The following is a 16,093-nucleotide window of genomic DNA, read 5'->3' as shown; positions in this document are numbered from 1 at the left end:
CGGATGCGCATTATAGGGAGCATTCGAATTTACGCAAGCGTTTTTTATAATTTCCTTTCCAACCGAATAAAATTTAATCAAAAGAGTTATTTTTGCCTATTTTTTATCACATTTGGTAATTCTGCAAGGCTATTAATGACCAAATCGGCAGCCTGTTCTGCTTCTTGTGTTACAGGTTTCCCTGTACGTACGAGCACCTTAATTCCGACATTAGCGGCATTTGCTGCTTGCATATCTTCTATTTTGTCTCCCACCATATAAGAAGCCGCCATATTAATATGCAGTGCTTTTTGTGCATCAAGTAACATACCTGATTGGGGTTTGCGGCAATCACAGTTCTTTTTATAGTGTTCATCACTTGCTTCTGGATGATGTGGACAATAGTAGATACCATCAAGATCAATGCCTCGGTCCGCAAGTGACCAATCCATCCATTCTGTTAATTGTAAGAACTGATCCTCTGTGAACATTTCCCGGGCAATTCCCGATTGATTTGTTACTAATACCAATGCATAGCCCATTTTTTTCAATTCCAGCATGGCTTCAATCGTGCCATCAATAAATTGAAAATTATCTATTTCATGGACATACCCATGATCAATGTTGATCGTGCCGTCACGATCTAAAAATACGGCGGGAATACCTTGAGTCACCTGATTGCTCCAAGAATGTACTGAACAGACAGTATCGCATGATTTGTTAGTGAATGAGAATGCAGCATTTAATTTATTCCCAGTTGACTTAGACGTCTAGACGCCTTAACATCCACTTTAATTCATGACTTGTTGCAAATGCTTTCAAGTTACTCACTTTTATATCTCTAAGAAAAACATAAAAATGATAAGACTGACTCAGATAAATAAAGTATTTCAACAAGGAACGCGCAGTATAAAAGCACTTTCTGATATCAATCTGCATGTCCCGCAAGGGCAAATTTATGGTGTGATTGGTTCCTCTGGAGCTGGAAAGAGCACTTTGATTCGCTGTGTGAATATGCTTGAACGCCCTACTTCCGGTCAGGTACTCGTTGATGGGCAGGATTTAACTTCTCTTTCAGAACGTGAACTGACTCGTGCTCGTCGTCATATTGGAATGATTTTTCAACATTTTAATCTGCTGTCATCCAGAACAGTATTTAACAATGTGGCACTACCTTTAGAATTGAACAACACTCCAAAAGCAGAAATAAAAACGAAAGTTGATGAATTACTGGAATTAGTTGGTCTTTCTGAGAAACGTGATGCCTATCCTGCCAACTTATCTGGTGGTCAGAAGCAGCGTGTCGCCATCGCCCGTGCTCTGGCAAACTCACCAAAAGTACTTTTGTGTGATGAGGCTACCAGTGCGCTGGATCCAGCAACAACGCGCTCTATTCTGGAGTTATTGAAAGATATTAATCGTCGTTTAGGGTTAACTATTTTGTTGATTACCCATGAAATGGATGTCGTTAAACGCATTTGCGACCAAGTTGCCGTCATTAGCGGTGGTCAGTTGATTGAACAGGATGTGGTTAGCGAAATATTTTCTCATCCTAAGACGCCTGTTGCTCAAGAGTTTATCAAGTCCACACTACATTTGGACATTCCTGAGGACTATCAGCAAAGATTACAGTCTGAATCAACTCCGGATAGCTGCCCATTATTGAAACTAGAATTTACAGGTAAATCCGTTGATGCTCCGCTAATCTCCATGGCGGTACGCCGTTTTAATATCGATATCAGTATATTGAGTTCTCAAATGGATTATGCCGGTGGTGTTAAATTTGGCGTTATGCTGGCTGAATTGGACGGCGAAAATAGCAGTATTGAATCAACAATTACGTTCTTAAAAGAGCATCATGTGAAAGTAGAGGTTCTCGGTTATGTCTGAAGGAATGATTTTATTATTGGCTAAAGGAGTCTGGGAAACTCTGGTGATGACTTTTGTTTCCGGTTTTTTTGGTTTTGTGATTGGCTTACCTGCCGGTGTGCTTTTATATGTTACTCGTCCTGGGCAGATCATAGAAAATGGTACTTTGTACCGCACGCTTTCTGCACTGGTAAATATAACGCGGTCAGTTCCATTTATTATTTTGTTAGTGTGGATGATCCCTTTTACTCGGCTGATTGTGGGAACTTCAATCGGGTTACAGGCAGCGATTGTTCCTTTAACTGTTGGTGCAGCACCGTTTATTGCTCGCATGGTAGAAAATGCATTATTAGAAATTCCATCCGGGTTAATCGAAGCAGCACGAGCAATGGGCGCAACGCCATTCCAGATTGTCAAAAAGATTCTGCTACCAGAAGCATTACCTGGTTTGATCAATGCAGCCACAATTACCTTAATTACATTGGTTGGGTACTCTGCTATGGGTGGCGCTGTTGGTGCTGGAGGATTGGGCCAGATTGGTTATCAATATGGTTATATTGGCTACAATGCAACCGTGATGAACATCGTATTAGCATTATTAGTTGTCTTAGTATTCTTAATCCAATTAGGTGGCGACCATTTAGTTAAGGCCGTAAATCGTAAATAACTCAACAAGTGTGCCGATTAACGGCACTTATACCCGATAGTTTTCAGATGGCAGTAAACAAAACTGCAACTTAAAATCTAAAAGGTATATTACCGGGCTTACATCCAAAAGCCTCATTATAGTAGTACGCAATAACTTGATAAGACAGGTTATAAATCAGTATTCGATAGGGGTAAAAATATGTCAGTGAAATTGAAATCCATTGCTGTAATCGGGACATTATTGGGAACACTCGCACTTGCAGGCTGTGGTCAAGAACAGAGGGACCCAAACCACATTAAAGTGGGTGTCATTGCAGGGCCTGAATTACAAGTTGCTGAAGTTGCGAAACAAGTAGCAAAAGAGAGATATGGCCTTGATGTTGAACTGACAACATTCAATGACTATGTTCTACCGAATGAATCACTGAGCAAGGGGGACATTGACGTCAATGTTTTCCAGCACAAGCCTTACTTAGACCAGCAAACAAAAGAGCGTAACTATAAACTGGCAATTGTTGGTAATTCTTTTATCTATCCAATGGCTGCTTACTCTAAGAAGATCAAATCACTGGACGAACTACAGGCTGGTTCTCAGATTGCTATACCAAACGATCCAACCAACCAGGGGCGTGCTCTGCTGTTATTGCAAAAACAAGGTCTAATCAAATTGAAAGAGGGTGTCGGCCTGCTGCCAACAGTTCTGGATATTACCAGCAATCCTAAGCAGTTGGATATTGTTCAACTGGAAGCACCACAATTACCACGTTCACTGGATGATCAAAAAATTGCTTTAGCGCTTATCAATAATACCTATGCAGGACAAATTGGTTTAACGCCAGAGCAAGATGGGATCTTTGTTGAAGATAAAAATTCACCTTACGTCAATATCATCGTCAGTCGTGAAGACAATAAAGATGCAGAAAATGTTCAAAAGTTTGTGAAAGCCTATCAATCACCCGAAGTCGATCAGGAAGCTCAAAAAGTTTTCAAGGGTGGCGCAATAAAAGGTTGGTAATCTTTCATATTTAGGCAATCAAGATTAAAATTCTGGGGCGGATATTTTTATCCGCCCATTTTTATTTATTGGAGAAAGGAGAGCTTGTTATCATCGTTTCACCAATACTCAATCATCCCACACACTGATTCAATCAGAATAAGGATTCATCTCAATGCGTATGTTACCTGTCTGTTTCTTGGTGCTTTTTATGGTTGGGTGTACTTCTCTGCCAACCCGGTTTGATAAAACTGATAGGCCGGATTCAGAGACGGAAAACTATTCAATCAGAAAAAACCAGAGTTCAACTAATGTTCGGTTATACACAAAACCAGATGAACTATTAGGCTCACCATTTAAAGATCTCGGTATCGTTGCGGGGGAATCCTGCCGAAATACACGACAAGATCCTCCAGCAAGTATTGCTGTTGCACGACAGAAGATGCTGACAAAAGCCTCTGGCCTGAATGCCAATGCCGTTCTACTGCATCAATGTGCAATCCTGTCTGGTCAGGGGTGCTATCAAATTGCTATCTGTGAAGGCTCAGCGCTGAGAACCACGAATTAGACATTATCACGTTATTTATTAATAAAAATATCCGGTACTGAAAAAGGCTTATGGCAGATTTTCATTTTACTCAAATAGGAACAATTCACTCTCCTTACAAAGAGAAGTTTGCCATTCCCCGTCAGCCGGGTTTGGTGGAAGATGGCACAGGCCAACTCGAATTGCTCGCCCCTTATAATCAGGCAGATGCTGTGCGTGGTTTGGAACAATTCAGCTATCTCTGGATTGTTTTCATTTTTCACCAAACGATGAACGACGGCTGGAACCCATTGGTTCGTCCCCCCCGCTTAGGTGGCAATGCTAAAATGGGCGTATTTGCTACCCGTTCAACCTTTCGCCCCAATCCGATCGGTATGTCTTTAGTTGAGTTGAAAGGCATTGACTGTCAAAACAATCGCGTACTACTGCAACTGGGTAGCCTGGATTTAGTGGATGGAACTCCCGTACTCGATATCAAACCCTATCTACCCTTTGCTGAATCACGTCCTGAAGCCAAAGCAGGATTTGCTCAGGATACACCAAATGCAGATATGGATGTTTGTTTTTCGCCAACCGCAGAACATCAACTTTTATGCCACCAGGCAAGTTATCCCCATTTACGACGTTTTATCAGCCAAGTTTTGGCTCAAGATCCGCGTCCTGCCTACCGTAAGAAAGAGCAGGAAAAGCGAGTATATGCAGCTCATATACTGGATTTCAACGTACGCTGGCTGGTTAGCGACACCATAACGGAAGTGGTTTCTATCGAACCGCGCTAAAACTCCTTTTGACATCGTAAACTCACTGGTAGACTAGCGGCTTATTTTATTTTCTGGGCTGGGTGGCCCTATCTTATTTCGCCATCCAGAAGCAACTTGCTATCCAATGGAAACTTACTATGCGTACTAGCCAATATCTGCTCTCTACTTTAAAAGAGACGCCTGCTGATGCAGAAGTAGTCAGTCATAAGCTGATGCTTCGTGCCGGAATGATCCGTAAACTCGCTTCTGGTCTTTACAACTGGATGCCGACCGGTGTCCGCGTGTTGAGAAAAGTTGAAAACATTGTTCGTGAAGAGATGAATAATGCTGGAGCAGTTGAGGTTTCCATGCCGGTAGTTCAGCCAGCAGATTTGTGGCAGGAAAGTGGCCGTTGGGTACAATATGGCCCGGAATTACTGCGCTTGGAAGATCGCGGTGCCCGTCCTTTTGTTCTGGGGCCAACCCATGAAGAAGTCATTACTGATCTGATCCGGAACGAAGTAACTTCCTATAAGCAACTTCCATTGAATCTGTTCCAGATCCAAACCAAATTCCGTGATGAAGTTCGTCCGCGCTTTGGCGTAATGCGTTCACGGGAATTCATCATGAAAGATGCTTACTCTTTCCACACCAGTCAAGAGTCTCTGCAAGAAACTTATGACAAAATGTACGACGCCTACAGCAAGATCTTTACCCGCATCGGGCTGGATTTCCGCGCAGTTCAGGCAGACACGGGTTCTATCGGCGGTAATGCTTCCCATGAGTTTCAGGTTTTGGCAGCCAGTGGGGAAGATGATATCGTTTTCTCTACAGAATCTAACTATGCAGCGAATATCGAACTGGCCGAAGCGGTCATGCCTTCTCAGGAACGTTCAGCGCCAACAGAAGATATGCGTCTGGTGGATACACCAAATGCAAAAACCATTGCTGAGTTAGTAGAACAATTCAATCTGCCGATTGAGAAGACGGTCAAAACACTACTCGTCCATGCCACAGAAGAAAGCGGACACAAACTGGTGGCATTACTGGTTCGTGGTGATCATGAATTAAATGAGATCAAGGCAGAAAAACTGCCATTGGTGGCCAGCCCACTAGAGTTCGCTACCGAAGAAGAAATTCGTGCTATCGTCAAAGCTGGCCCTGGCTCTTTAGGCCCGGTGAATCTGCCTATACCTGTTATCATTGACCGCAGTGTATCCGTTATGAGCGACTTCGGTGCAGGTGCCAACATTGATGATAAACACTATTTTGGCATTAACTGGGAGCGTGACCTGCCTGTGCCAGAAATCGCAGATATTCGTAATGTGGTTGACGGTGATATCAGCCCCGATGGTCAAGGGACATTACAAATCAAACGTGGTATTGAAGTTGGTCATATCTTCCAACTCGGCACAAAATACTCGGATGCCCTGAAAGCAACCGTACAGAACGAAGATGGTCATAACCAAGTTGTTACAATGGGATGTTACGGTATTGGCGTGACCCGTATTGTCGCGGCTGCCATTGAGCAGAATCACGATGATCGCGGTATTATTTGGCCAGATGCAATTGCACCATTCCAGGTAGCAATTTTGCCAATGAATATGCACAAATCCTATCGCGTCAAAGAGGTTGCCGAAAAACTGTATGCTGACTTACGTGCCAGCGGTATTGATGTGATTTTCGATGACCGTAAAGAGCGGCCAGGTGTGATGTTTGCAGATATGGAACTGATTGGTGTGCCACATACTCTGGTTATCGGTGATCGCAATCTCGATAATGACGAAATCGAATATAAATACCGCCGCAATGGTGACAAACAGATGCTGAAACTGGAAAACGTGGTTGAATACCTGAAAAGTAACATTAAATCATCTTAATTCTGATTAAGTATCCAGCCTGCCTTCAGGCAGAGTCAGTAATAAAAAACCTGCGTACTCAATGCGCAGGTTTTTTATATGTGACAAAAGAGATCACTTCTTACTTTTTAGTCTGGCAAGAAGAGGATTTATCAAAACGGATTTTACCTGTCTGAATTAATGCATTATCAAATAATCCATCTTCCATTGAAGGACGAAGTGTATAATACCCTTCCACTTCCACATAAACAGGCTTTTCACCTTCCACGCCCGTTGCGCTGTAACCTCGTTCCAGCTCGATATTTTCCGATGCATCATAGAATTTTCCGCTGTGGCATTCGATAAAAGTAGCACTGTCAGCAAAATAGCGATATTCACCTGACAGTTTCTTCGGAGTCACCTTTGCCAGCTTATAATTTAATTCTGACTGGATAGGTTCGCCTTTAATATCCAGCATAACCAGATCCTCTCCTGTCATCTGGTAATAGGCTTTTTCACCCTCATCACCGGTTAAATTTATCTTTTTACCATTGGCGACCCAATGTCCTGTCTCAAAAAAGGGTTTTTCTTGTCCGGATTCCAAATAAGTTTGTCCCAGAATATATGTGCCGTCATTTGAAAGCTGTAAGGTAGTCTCAATACCGGCACAATCGGCGCAAGGTATCACACCATTAAACACCTTCTCATTGATTCGAAACTGATTCTGAGGTGTCGAATCATTCTGATGAGTAGGATTATTCTGACACCCAACCACTGTAAGCACTCCTGATGCTACAAGAGCAAGTAATATGTTTTTATTCATCGCCATTTCCATTCAATACACCTAGCAGATACACCATCTTTATAACATCAGTCTTGTATAAGATATGAAGTTTTCTTGATCAGATTGACATTACTTTACTGTATCTCAAAATTCACAGTGAAAAGCCAAGTAATAATGGCGTAATTTTGTTGCGTAATGGTAGAGTAAAGATTTAACCTACTGACTTTTTCAAAGTAACTCAACAAACTTATCCAGTCATCAAGGAAAAGTTACTATGCTATAGTCGAAGGTAGCATTTTTGCATTTGAGTTTGGTCAATCACGGGCGGCACGATAACCGCCACTAATATGGTGGTGAGCAAATATGTCTATAGATACTGAATATCAACCAATTAACTGTGATGATTATGATAGCCTTGAGCTAGCTTGCCAAAACCAGCTTCACTTACATATCCAGCTACGGGATGGTGAAAGATTTGAGGGAAAAGCTAATAAATTGATTTTGAGAAAAAAAGTCGAATATATTCTCGTAGAATCAAATGAAGAAACCCGTGAATTAAGATTAGATCACATTATCAGTTTCAGTAACCCAGATATTGGAACAATTGTTATTGAACATTCTTCATTATAAGTAGCACGTAGAACACGTTTACTACACAACAAAGGCTAACTACATAACAAAAAGTCCTCATACTAAGTGAGGACTTTTATCGTTGGAAAAGTAAATTTCCCATGTAAATCAGACATAAAAAAACATTTTTCATGATACTCGCAAATGTCAACATAACCTAATTATAAAACGAATCATTCAATAGCATCCCAGGCACCTTTTCCGCGACTTCCAGATACAACTGTTGATGCTCCATCGCCAATGAAAAAGCCTAATAATGAATTATTCTTATCAAAAAATAATATGCCTGCAGTTGCAACAAATGTGTTGGTCCAATAATTAGTTGTATATCTCAAAAGCTTTTCATAATCACTGGCGTAACATGTCCCCCAATATTTCCCCCACCCAGGTGTACCTAACGCATCTCCCTTTCCGTTGAATGTCCTATCAGTGCTACTTAAATAGACAGTAATGTATGTTTTAAGTATAAGGCTAGAAATACTAAAAGTTGCGTCATAAAAATCACTTGATTTAATCAGAACAAATGCATGACATATTTCATCAATCTTATTTTGATCCAGTTTATCTTTCATTGCTGTAGAAAATGACTGTAAAATTTGAAGCTTAATTTCACTCTTATTATTTTCAATACTCATAACAATAACCTTAATCAAAATAAAGAACCAAATAAATAATAGAATTATTTTTATGACAAAATCATATATAAAATATCCCCCCAAAAAAAACTGGGACATCATCTTATTACCCGATATTCTTTATTATTCACTCATTTGAGAGCAAACGAGGTTAAATTTATAGTAAGATTTATTTTTATAATAAATAATTCCACAAGATCAAACTTATTTGAATTTATAATTGGTTATACCTCTCAAAAATTATCCTACACTTTAAAATTTAGCACATGTTCTTATAATTTCAATAATAAATTATTTCTATTTTACATTTTTTCACTTATCGCGTTAATAACTAAAAATTAATTCATTAAACAACAAGAGATTACATTATTCCTAATGTAATCTCCTAAAACCGCAATTCAGGCTTCTACCGATGAGTAACTAAATATGAAGTAAGATAGTACGAGGTAAAATTTTCTGCCACTGAACTGAAAAAAACATCTCTTCAGCTAAAGGTTGCCCCTCTTTCGTCACAAAAACCCCCAATGCTGCAATGAGCTTATCATCATAGTAGAGCAATGGCGTTCTTTCCCTGAGCCAAGGTGCCACACCAAGCTCCTGCCATAACTTTTTACTATGGCGGGAATGCTGCCGCCCCACGATACTGATATTTCCCTGAACCCCAAAGCGGATTGTAACCCGCTCATTATACTTAGGTGCTCTGATGTTAACCGTATCTTCTTTACCCTCCCCACTTTCGGAAAGGAAAAGTGTGCCCAGGCCATCTGGTAATGGCAATTCCTGTTCTGTATTCCATTCTATAACCATACCAGCAAGTGATTGGTATTGAGAAACTAGCCATAACTGTTGTCGATAACGGCGGATATCAAACTGCCCTAACCTGAAACAAGGTTCTGCATCCTGTCGGGAAAGTGCGACTTCTGACCAGATCCGTTGAAGCTGTTCACGAGCGGGCATTTTCACGCCATGCCGATTGAGCCACCGACGTAGTAATGCGTTACGTTTAGCTACAGAATATGTTTCCAAAGGGGGAATGACTATCGCTCCTTCTGGAGTTATCAGCGAATTCAATAAATCATCAAGCAATTCATCCAGCAATTGTTCTTGCTCGCCGCACAAACTGGCACTACGGGAAACCGCTTGTGAAAAGTACGGCCAACGCTGGTTGAGCAGTGGCATGATATTCAAACGCAAGAAATTGCGATCATACCGATCATCCTGATTACTATCATCTTCAACCCATTTCAGCCCTTGTTCTTGCGCATAGTTTTCTAATTCTGCACGACTGACATTCAGTAATGGGCGCATGAGTGTTGTCTCAGCAAATGACATAGAGGATGGCATGGAAGATAAGCCAGCCGGTCCACTTCCCCGTTTTAACGCCAACAAAAATGTTTCAGCCTGATCATCAAGGTGCTGTGCCGTTACCAGAATCTCACCCTGTTGCAACTTATGCCGAAAAACCTGATAGCGGGCATCACGAGCCGCAGCTTCGACACCTTTCTTCCGGCTATCCAGGCTCACTCTTTCGGCGTGGAAATCAACCTGCCAGTCAGCACAAATCTGGCGACAATGAGCAACCCACTCATCCGCTTTTTCGTTTAAGCCATGATGGATGTGGATTGCCCTTAATGTGATAAAATTCTGTTTATCACCGCCCGCTTGTGAAGATTGCTGGCGCAGACGAACCAGCAAATGCAGCAACACAGTAGAATCCAGTCCACCACTAAACCCAACCAAGATTTTTTTATGTGTCCCTATCTGATCCGTCAATGCAATCATCAGAGGCTCATGTGTACTATTCATTGTGGATAACGCTCTTTTTTAATTCGGAATATCAATCCTCAATCAAATCATCCGACAATGTATTTTTCGTCGAAGTTTCATTCTTTGCACTGATACAAAGGACCCCAGATATGATAACAAGCCCTAATCCGACCACATAAGCCGGAACGAATTCATCACCAAAAAACAAAATCAACCACATCATCGACAATATTGGTGATAAAAATAGGATCGAGGCAATTTTCGGTGAGTCAGGGCTACTCATGGCCTTAAACCAGATAATATAGGAGATCCCATTCAATATGATGCCATTTAGCAGTGTTGGCATCAGGGGATCTCCCACAGGCCACTGGAATTTGCTAAACGCGAATAAGAATATGAGAGATACCACAGTTGAGTTAGCGAAAACCCAAAACGTACTGATATAAGGATCAATAGCAAAGTGTTTTGATAAAACAGACAGTAACGCAAAACAGAACGCTCCGCTAAACACCAGTAATAGAGCCTGTGGATGCTGCACAGAAATTTGGGTGATATTGCCTTGAGTAAAAGTGATGACAACTGCAATAAAACCAATTGTCATACCTATCATCTGCTTGATAGACAATTTCTCTTTGAACAAGAGAAATGACAGTCCGATTATCATCAATGGCCAGCTATATTGAATGACCAAAACAGCAACACCATTTTCGATGGAATAACCATAGTAGAGCAGTAAATAAAAGAAACAGTCCAAAGCCCCTAATATAAAGACCTTAATCATTACAGGAAAAGGAATAAATAAGAGTTGTTTCCAGTTTCTCCCCATCATGACCGCAACCAGAAAGACAGCCAAAACAGACAGTACATTTGACCAGAATAAAAATTGGAAATGATCCATCTCTTTCTGACCAAAACGCGATATAGACGGAATGAAACTCCAAATGAATACACAGGAAAACGCATAAATAATATATTTATATTTGGCCATCGAAAACCCAACTTATTATTTTTAATACCCTGTAAATGAGATAATTTATCTCAACATGTGATAAAAATGATAATATCATTCAATATAGTTTCTGCTGATTTTTTTACCATATTCAATAAAACAAGTGGAAATAATGAAGAATTACCATCCTCCAATACTTCCACCTGTAAAAGAATTACCTGCAAAAATGGTATGTAAAATTATACTTAATCAGGTTATTAACAATAGCCGTACTGCATTAAACGTTCATAACGACGGTTCACTAATTCTTCACTGCTAAGCTCACTCAATTCAGTAAGATCAGCCAGTAATTGTGCTTTCAGCGTATCTGCTATTACTTCGTAGTTACGATGTGCACCACCTAATGGCTCCGGGATCACTGAATCAATCAGTTTCAGCTCTTTCAGACGGGGAGCTGTATTTCCCATCGCTTCTGCTGCCAAAGGTGCTTTATCAGCACTTTTCCATAAAATGGAAGCACAACCTTCCGGCGAGATGGTGGAAAACGTACTGTATTGCAACATGTTTACTTTATCACCAACACTCAGTGCCAATGCACCACCGGAGCCACCTTCACCAATAACCGTACAGATAACAGGCACAGACAAACGGGACATTTCACGCAGGTTACGAGCGATAGCTTCTGACTGCCCACGCTCTTCTGCTCCCACACCCGGATACGCGCCCGGAGTATCAATCAAAGTGATGATTGGCAGTTTGAAACGCTCTGCCATTTCCATCAATCGCAGAGCCTTGCGATACCCTTCTGGAGAAGGCATACCAAAGTTACGACGGATCTTTTCTTTTGTCTCACGACCCTTTTGATGCCCAATCACCATCACCGGACGACCATTAATACGCGCCAATCCACCAACTATCGCTTTGTCATCTGCATAAGCACGATCACCAGACAATTCTTCAAAATCAGTAAAAATGTGCTGAATATAATCCAGTGTATAGGGACGAAGGGGATGACGTGAAAGCTGGGAAACCTGCCATGCTCCCAGATCAGAGAAAATTTTGCGGGTCAGCTCTACGCTTTTTTCCCGCAGACGCTGGACTTCTTCATCCAGATTGATATCTAGCTTTTCGTCTTGACGGCTAACTGCGGTGAGCGAATCAATTTTCGCTTCCAGCTCGGCAATCGGCTGTTCAAAATCCAGAAAATTCAGAATCATAACGTTCCTATTTTAGTCAAATTCTAATTCTACCTGCTCGCTACCCAGCAGAGTTCGTAGATCTGTCAAAAGGGTATCCGTTGGAGTTACCCGCCATGTTGCCCCGAATCGTAAACGGGCACGGGCATCCACCCGCTGGTAATAAAGATGAACCGGTATCGTACCTGAACGGTGTGGCTCCAATGTTCCACGGAGACGGTTCAATAATTGTTCATCAATTTGCCTATCTGACAACGAGATAGCAAGCCCACGTGCAAATTTTTCACGGGCCTCACTGATATCCATTAATTCCCGGACTGTCATTTTAAGCCCACCACTGAAGTCATCAAAGCTGACTTGTCCGGTTGCGATTAAAATTTTGTCCTTCTCCAGCAAGTGCTGATATCTTTCCAGGGCATCAGAGAACAGCATGACTTCCAGCCGCCCTGAGCGATCATCCAATGTGCAGATACCAATACGATTACCCCGTTTGGTCGTTACAATTTTGGATGCCAGCACCAAACCTACCACAGTTGTAACTTGCCCACGAGGTGTTGGATTCACATCTTTTAGACGTAATCCATTTGTATATCGTTCAATCTCTTTTAAATAACCGGTGATCGGATGACCGGTCAAATATAACCCCAGAGTCTCTCGCTCACCATCCAATACCACCTGATCCGGCCATTTTGGTGTACTGGCATATGAACTCTCAACCTGTTCAGGTTCTTCCGCCAGCACGCCAAACATATCCGTTTGCCCAGTGGCTTCGGCCTTGGCATGTTGATCCGCTGCTTTCAGAGCATCTTCCAGTGAGGACATTAAGGCTGCACGGTGTGGCCCTAGCCTATCGAATGCCCCTGACATAATCAGTTTTTCCATCACCCGGCGGTTCAGTTTTTTGATATCAACACGGGCACACAGTTCAAACAGTTCCTTAAAATGTCCACCTTTCTGACGAGATTCAATAATGGCTTCAATCGGTCCTTCACCAACACCTTTGATCGCGCCAATGCCATAAACAATTTCGCCTTCATCATTGACGTGAAAATGGTATAAACCGCTATTAATATCAGGAGGCAGAACTTTCAAACCCATACGCCAGCATTCATCCACCAGGCCAACGACTTTCTCGGTATTATCCATATCAGCTGTCATTACAGCAGCCATGAATTCTGCCGGATAATGGGCTTTTAGCCATAATGTCTGATAAGAAACCAACGCATAGGCAGCAGAGTGAGATTTGTTAAAGCCATAACCTGCGAATTTCTCCACTAAATCGAAGATTCTCATTGCAAGTTCGCCATTTATTCCCTGTTTTACCGCGCCATCTTCAAATACTGAACGCTGTTTAGCCATTTCCTCCGGTTTTTTCTTCCCCATCGCACGGCGTAGCATATCTGCACCACCGAGGGTATAACCTGCCAATACTTGAGCAATCTGCATCACCTGTTCCTGATACAAGATGATGCCATAGGTTGGTTCCAATACAGGCTTTAAGGACTCATGTTGCCATTCGACATCCGGATAAGAAATTTCTTCCCGCCCATGTTTACGGTCAATAAAGTTATCCACCATGCCTGATTGCAGTGGCCCAGGACGGAACAGCGCTACCAGAGCGATCATGTCTTCAAAACAGTCGGGGCGCAAACGCTTGATCAAATCTTTCATGCCACGGGATTCAAGCTGAAACACAGCCGTTGTTTCAGAACGTTGCAGCATGTCAAAACTTTTCTGGTCATCCAATGGAATTGCCGCAATATCAATCGGTTCCAGATTTTTCTTGGCGCGACGTGCATTTACCATCTCAAGTGCCCAGTTGATGATGGTTAATGTTCTCAGTCCGAGGAAATCAAACTTCACCAATCCGGCATATTCCACGTCATTTTTATCAAACTGGGTAACCGGGTTCTGACCTTCTGGATCACAGTAAATAGGAGCAAAATCAGTGATTTTAGTCGGTGCAATAACTACCCCGCCCGCATGTTTACCTGCGTTACGAGTTACCCCTTCCAATTTACGCGCCATGTCAATCAGCGCTTTGACTTCTTCATCCGCTTCGTAAATTTCAGGTAACTGAGGCTCTGCCACAAATGCCTTTTCCAGTGTCATTCCCGGATCAGGAGGAACCAGCTTTGATATTCGATCAACAAAACCATAGGGATGCCCAAGTACTCGCCCAACGTCACGAATTACTGCTTTTGCCGCCATCGTACCAAAAGTGATGATCTGTGACACAGCATCCCGTCCGTACATATCAGCAACGTGTTCAATAACCTGATCGCGTTTTTCCATACAGAAATCGACGTCAAAGTCAGGCATGGAAATACGCTCTGGGTTAAGGAAACGTTCGAACAGTAAGTCAAATTCAAGTGGATCGAGATCAGTAATTTTCAGAGCATAAGCGACAAGAGAACCCGCACCAGAACCACGCCCAGGGCCTACTGGTACACCGTTATCTTTCGACCACTGGATAAATTCCATTACGATCAGGAAATAGCCTGGAAAGCCCATCTGGTTGATCACTTTCAACTCAATATCCAGGCGCTCATCATATTCTATGCGCTTTTCTGCCCTGATTGCCGGATCAGGATAAAGGAATGCTAAACGCTGCTCTAAACCCTGTTTTGATTTTTCAATCAGATAGTCTTCCGTGCTCATCCCCCCTGTCGGGAACTTTGGCAAGAAATATTCACCAAGACGGATCGTAACATTACAGCGTTTCGCAATTTCTACGCTATTTGCTAATGCTTCAGGGATGTCAGAAAAAAGCTCACACATCTCCTGCTCACTGCGCAGATATTGCTGGGGACTGTAATTTTTCGGGCGCTTGGGATCAGAGAGTGTATAGCCGTCATGAATGGCAACTCGAATTTCATGAGCTTCAAAATCTTCACTTTCCAGAAAACAGACATCATTAGTTGCTACAATCGGCAGATTTTTTTCTGCCGCTAATTCAACAGCGGCATGCAGATAAGTCTCTTCATCCTGACGTCCGGTGCGGATGAGTTCCAGATAGTAGCAATCTGGAAAGTGTTCCTGATAAAAATCAAGGCATTGTTCAACTAACACATGATTGCCACGCAGCAAAAACTTGCCGACATCGCCCATACGTCCGCCAGACAACAATATTAGTCCCGCTTTATATTTTACCAGCCACTCTTGTTTGATGGTTGGGCCAATTGCGCCATAGCCTTTCTGATAGGCTTCGGAAATCAGTAAGGTCAGATTCTGATAACCTTCATTATTACGGGCCAGAATGGTCAGATGGGCATATTCATCACCCAATTGATCACTTTCCATGTAGAAATCAGCCCCAATAATGGGTTTAATACCTGCACTATGAGCACTGCCATAGAATTTCACCAGACCACACAGATTAGTAAAATCCGTGATTGCAAGTGCAGGCATACCCAGTTCAGCCACTTTTTTTATCAGTGGTCCTGTTTTGGCTAAGCCATCAATCATTGAATAATCGCTATGAACACGCAAGTGCACAAAACGTGGTTCGGTCATA

14 protein-coding genes are annotated in these 16,093 nt (G+C 42.2%); 7 read left to right on the top strand and 7 right to left on the bottom strand.

Annotated features, from left to right (window positions below):
* Positions 1-86: 86 nt before the first annotated feature.
* On the bottom strand, positions 87-653 hold the full coding sequence (gmhB, locus tag AAC147_RS05510) for a D-glycero-beta-D-manno-heptose 1,7-bisphosphate 7-phosphatase (protein ID WP_047679480.1): 567 nt from the start codon (positions 651-653) through the stop codon (positions 87-89).
* A 184-nt stretch (positions 654-837) separates the two neighbouring features.
* Here gmhB and metN point away from each other — a divergent pair, with 184 nt between their 5' ends.
* The 6 genes from metN to proS all read left to right on the top strand — a co-directional run bounded on the left by metN (position 838) and on the right by proS (position 6,657).
* The gene (gene metN / locus AAC147_RS05505; RefSeq protein ID WP_047679478.1) at positions 838-1,869 is read left to right on the top strand and encodes a methionine ABC transporter ATP-binding protein MetN; all 1,032 of its coding nucleotides are present in this window, start codon (positions 838-840) and stop codon (positions 1,867-1,869) included.
* Entirely contained in the window at positions 1,862-2,515 is a 654-nt protein-coding gene (locus AAC147_RS05500; protein WP_047679476.1) for a methionine ABC transporter permease MetI, read from the top strand. The genes metN and AAC147_RS05500 overlap by 8 nt, the downstream gene beginning before the upstream one ends.
* 180 nt (positions 2,516-2,695) lie before the next feature.
* Positions 2,696-3,511: a MetQ/NlpA family lipoprotein gene (locus AAC147_RS05495; protein ID WP_047679474.1), complete on the top strand. Its 816-nt coding sequence runs from the start codon at positions 2,696-2,698 to the stop codon at positions 3,509-3,511.
* A 154-nt stretch (positions 3,512-3,665) separates the two neighbouring features.
* Positions 3,666-4,058, top strand: coding sequence for an Rcs stress response system protein RcsF (gene rcsF, locus AAC147_RS05490; RefSeq protein ID WP_047679472.1), 393 nt, complete (start codon positions 3,666-3,668; stop codon positions 4,056-4,058).
* A 50-nt stretch (positions 4,059-4,108) separates the two neighbouring features.
* Positions 4,109-4,816, top strand: a complete 708-nt coding sequence (gene tsaA / locus AAC147_RS05485) for a tRNA (N6-threonylcarbamoyladenosine(37)-N6)-methyltransferase TrmO (RefSeq protein WP_047679470.1) — start codon at positions 4,109-4,111, stop codon at positions 4,814-4,816.
* Between the two features lie 119 nt (positions 4,817-4,935).
* Positions 4,936-6,657, top strand: coding sequence for a proline--tRNA ligase (gene proS / locus AAC147_RS05480; RefSeq protein WP_047679468.1), 1,722 nt, complete (start codon positions 4,936-4,938; stop codon positions 6,655-6,657).
* Positions 6,658-6,757: 100 nt separating this feature from the next.
* Here proS and nlpE read toward each other — a convergent pair whose 3' ends face one another.
* A complete protein-coding gene (gene nlpE, locus AAC147_RS05475) occupies positions 6,758-7,438 on the bottom strand; it encodes an envelope stress response activation lipoprotein NlpE (protein ID WP_047679522.1) in 681 nt (226 codons plus the stop codon).
* Positions 7,439-7,762: 324 nt separating this feature from the next.
* Between nlpE and rof the strand changes: the two genes are divergently transcribed.
* Entirely contained in the window at positions 7,763-8,029 is a 267-nt protein-coding gene (gene rof / locus AAC147_RS05470; RefSeq protein ID WP_047679466.1) for a Rho-binding antiterminator, read from the top strand.
* Between the two features lie 173 nt (positions 8,030-8,202).
* Here rof and AAC147_RS05465 read toward each other — a convergent pair whose 3' ends face one another.
* From AAC147_RS05465 to dnaE, 5 genes are all read right to left on the bottom strand, one after another.
* Positions 8,203-8,664 carry a VapA/VapB family virulence-associated protein gene (locus tag AAC147_RS05465; protein ID WP_187649381.1) on the bottom strand — a complete coding sequence of 154 codons (462 nt, stop codon included), beginning with the start codon at positions 8,662-8,664 and terminating at the stop codon, positions 8,203-8,205.
* Between the two features lie 420 nt (positions 8,665-9,084).
* Positions 9,085-10,470 (bottom strand): tRNA lysidine(34) synthetase TilS, encoded by a 1,386-nt coding sequence (gene tilS, locus AAC147_RS05460; RefSeq protein WP_047679462.1) that lies wholly within the window; start codon positions 10,468-10,470, stop codon positions 9,085-9,087.
* Positions 10,471-10,501: 31 nt separating this feature from the next.
* The gene (locus AAC147_RS05455) at positions 10,502-11,419 is read right to left on the bottom strand and encodes a DMT family transporter (RefSeq protein WP_047679460.1); all 918 of its coding nucleotides are present in this window, start codon (positions 11,417-11,419) and stop codon (positions 10,502-10,504) included.
* A gap of 218 nt (positions 11,420-11,637) precedes the next feature.
* Positions 11,638-12,597 (bottom strand): acetyl-CoA carboxylase carboxyl transferase subunit alpha, encoded by a 960-nt coding sequence (accA, locus tag AAC147_RS05450; RefSeq protein WP_047679458.1) that lies wholly within the window; start codon positions 12,595-12,597, stop codon positions 11,638-11,640.
* Positions 12,598-12,609: 12 nt separating this feature from the next.
* On the bottom strand, positions 12,610-16,092 hold the full coding sequence (dnaE, locus tag AAC147_RS05445; RefSeq protein ID WP_047679456.1) for a DNA polymerase III subunit alpha: 3,483 nt from the start codon (positions 16,090-16,092) through the stop codon (positions 12,610-12,612).
* Between the last annotated feature and the right edge of the window lies 1 nt (position 16,093).

Source organism: Xenorhabdus sp. NBAII XenSa04 (assembly GCF_963866145.1).
In the GTDB taxonomy this organism is placed as follows: Bacteria; Pseudomonadota; Gammaproteobacteria; order Enterobacterales; family Enterobacteriaceae; genus Xenorhabdus; species Xenorhabdus indica.
Note: the sequence above shows the minus strand (reverse complement) of the source record. Positions and strands in the feature narration are given on the sequence as shown.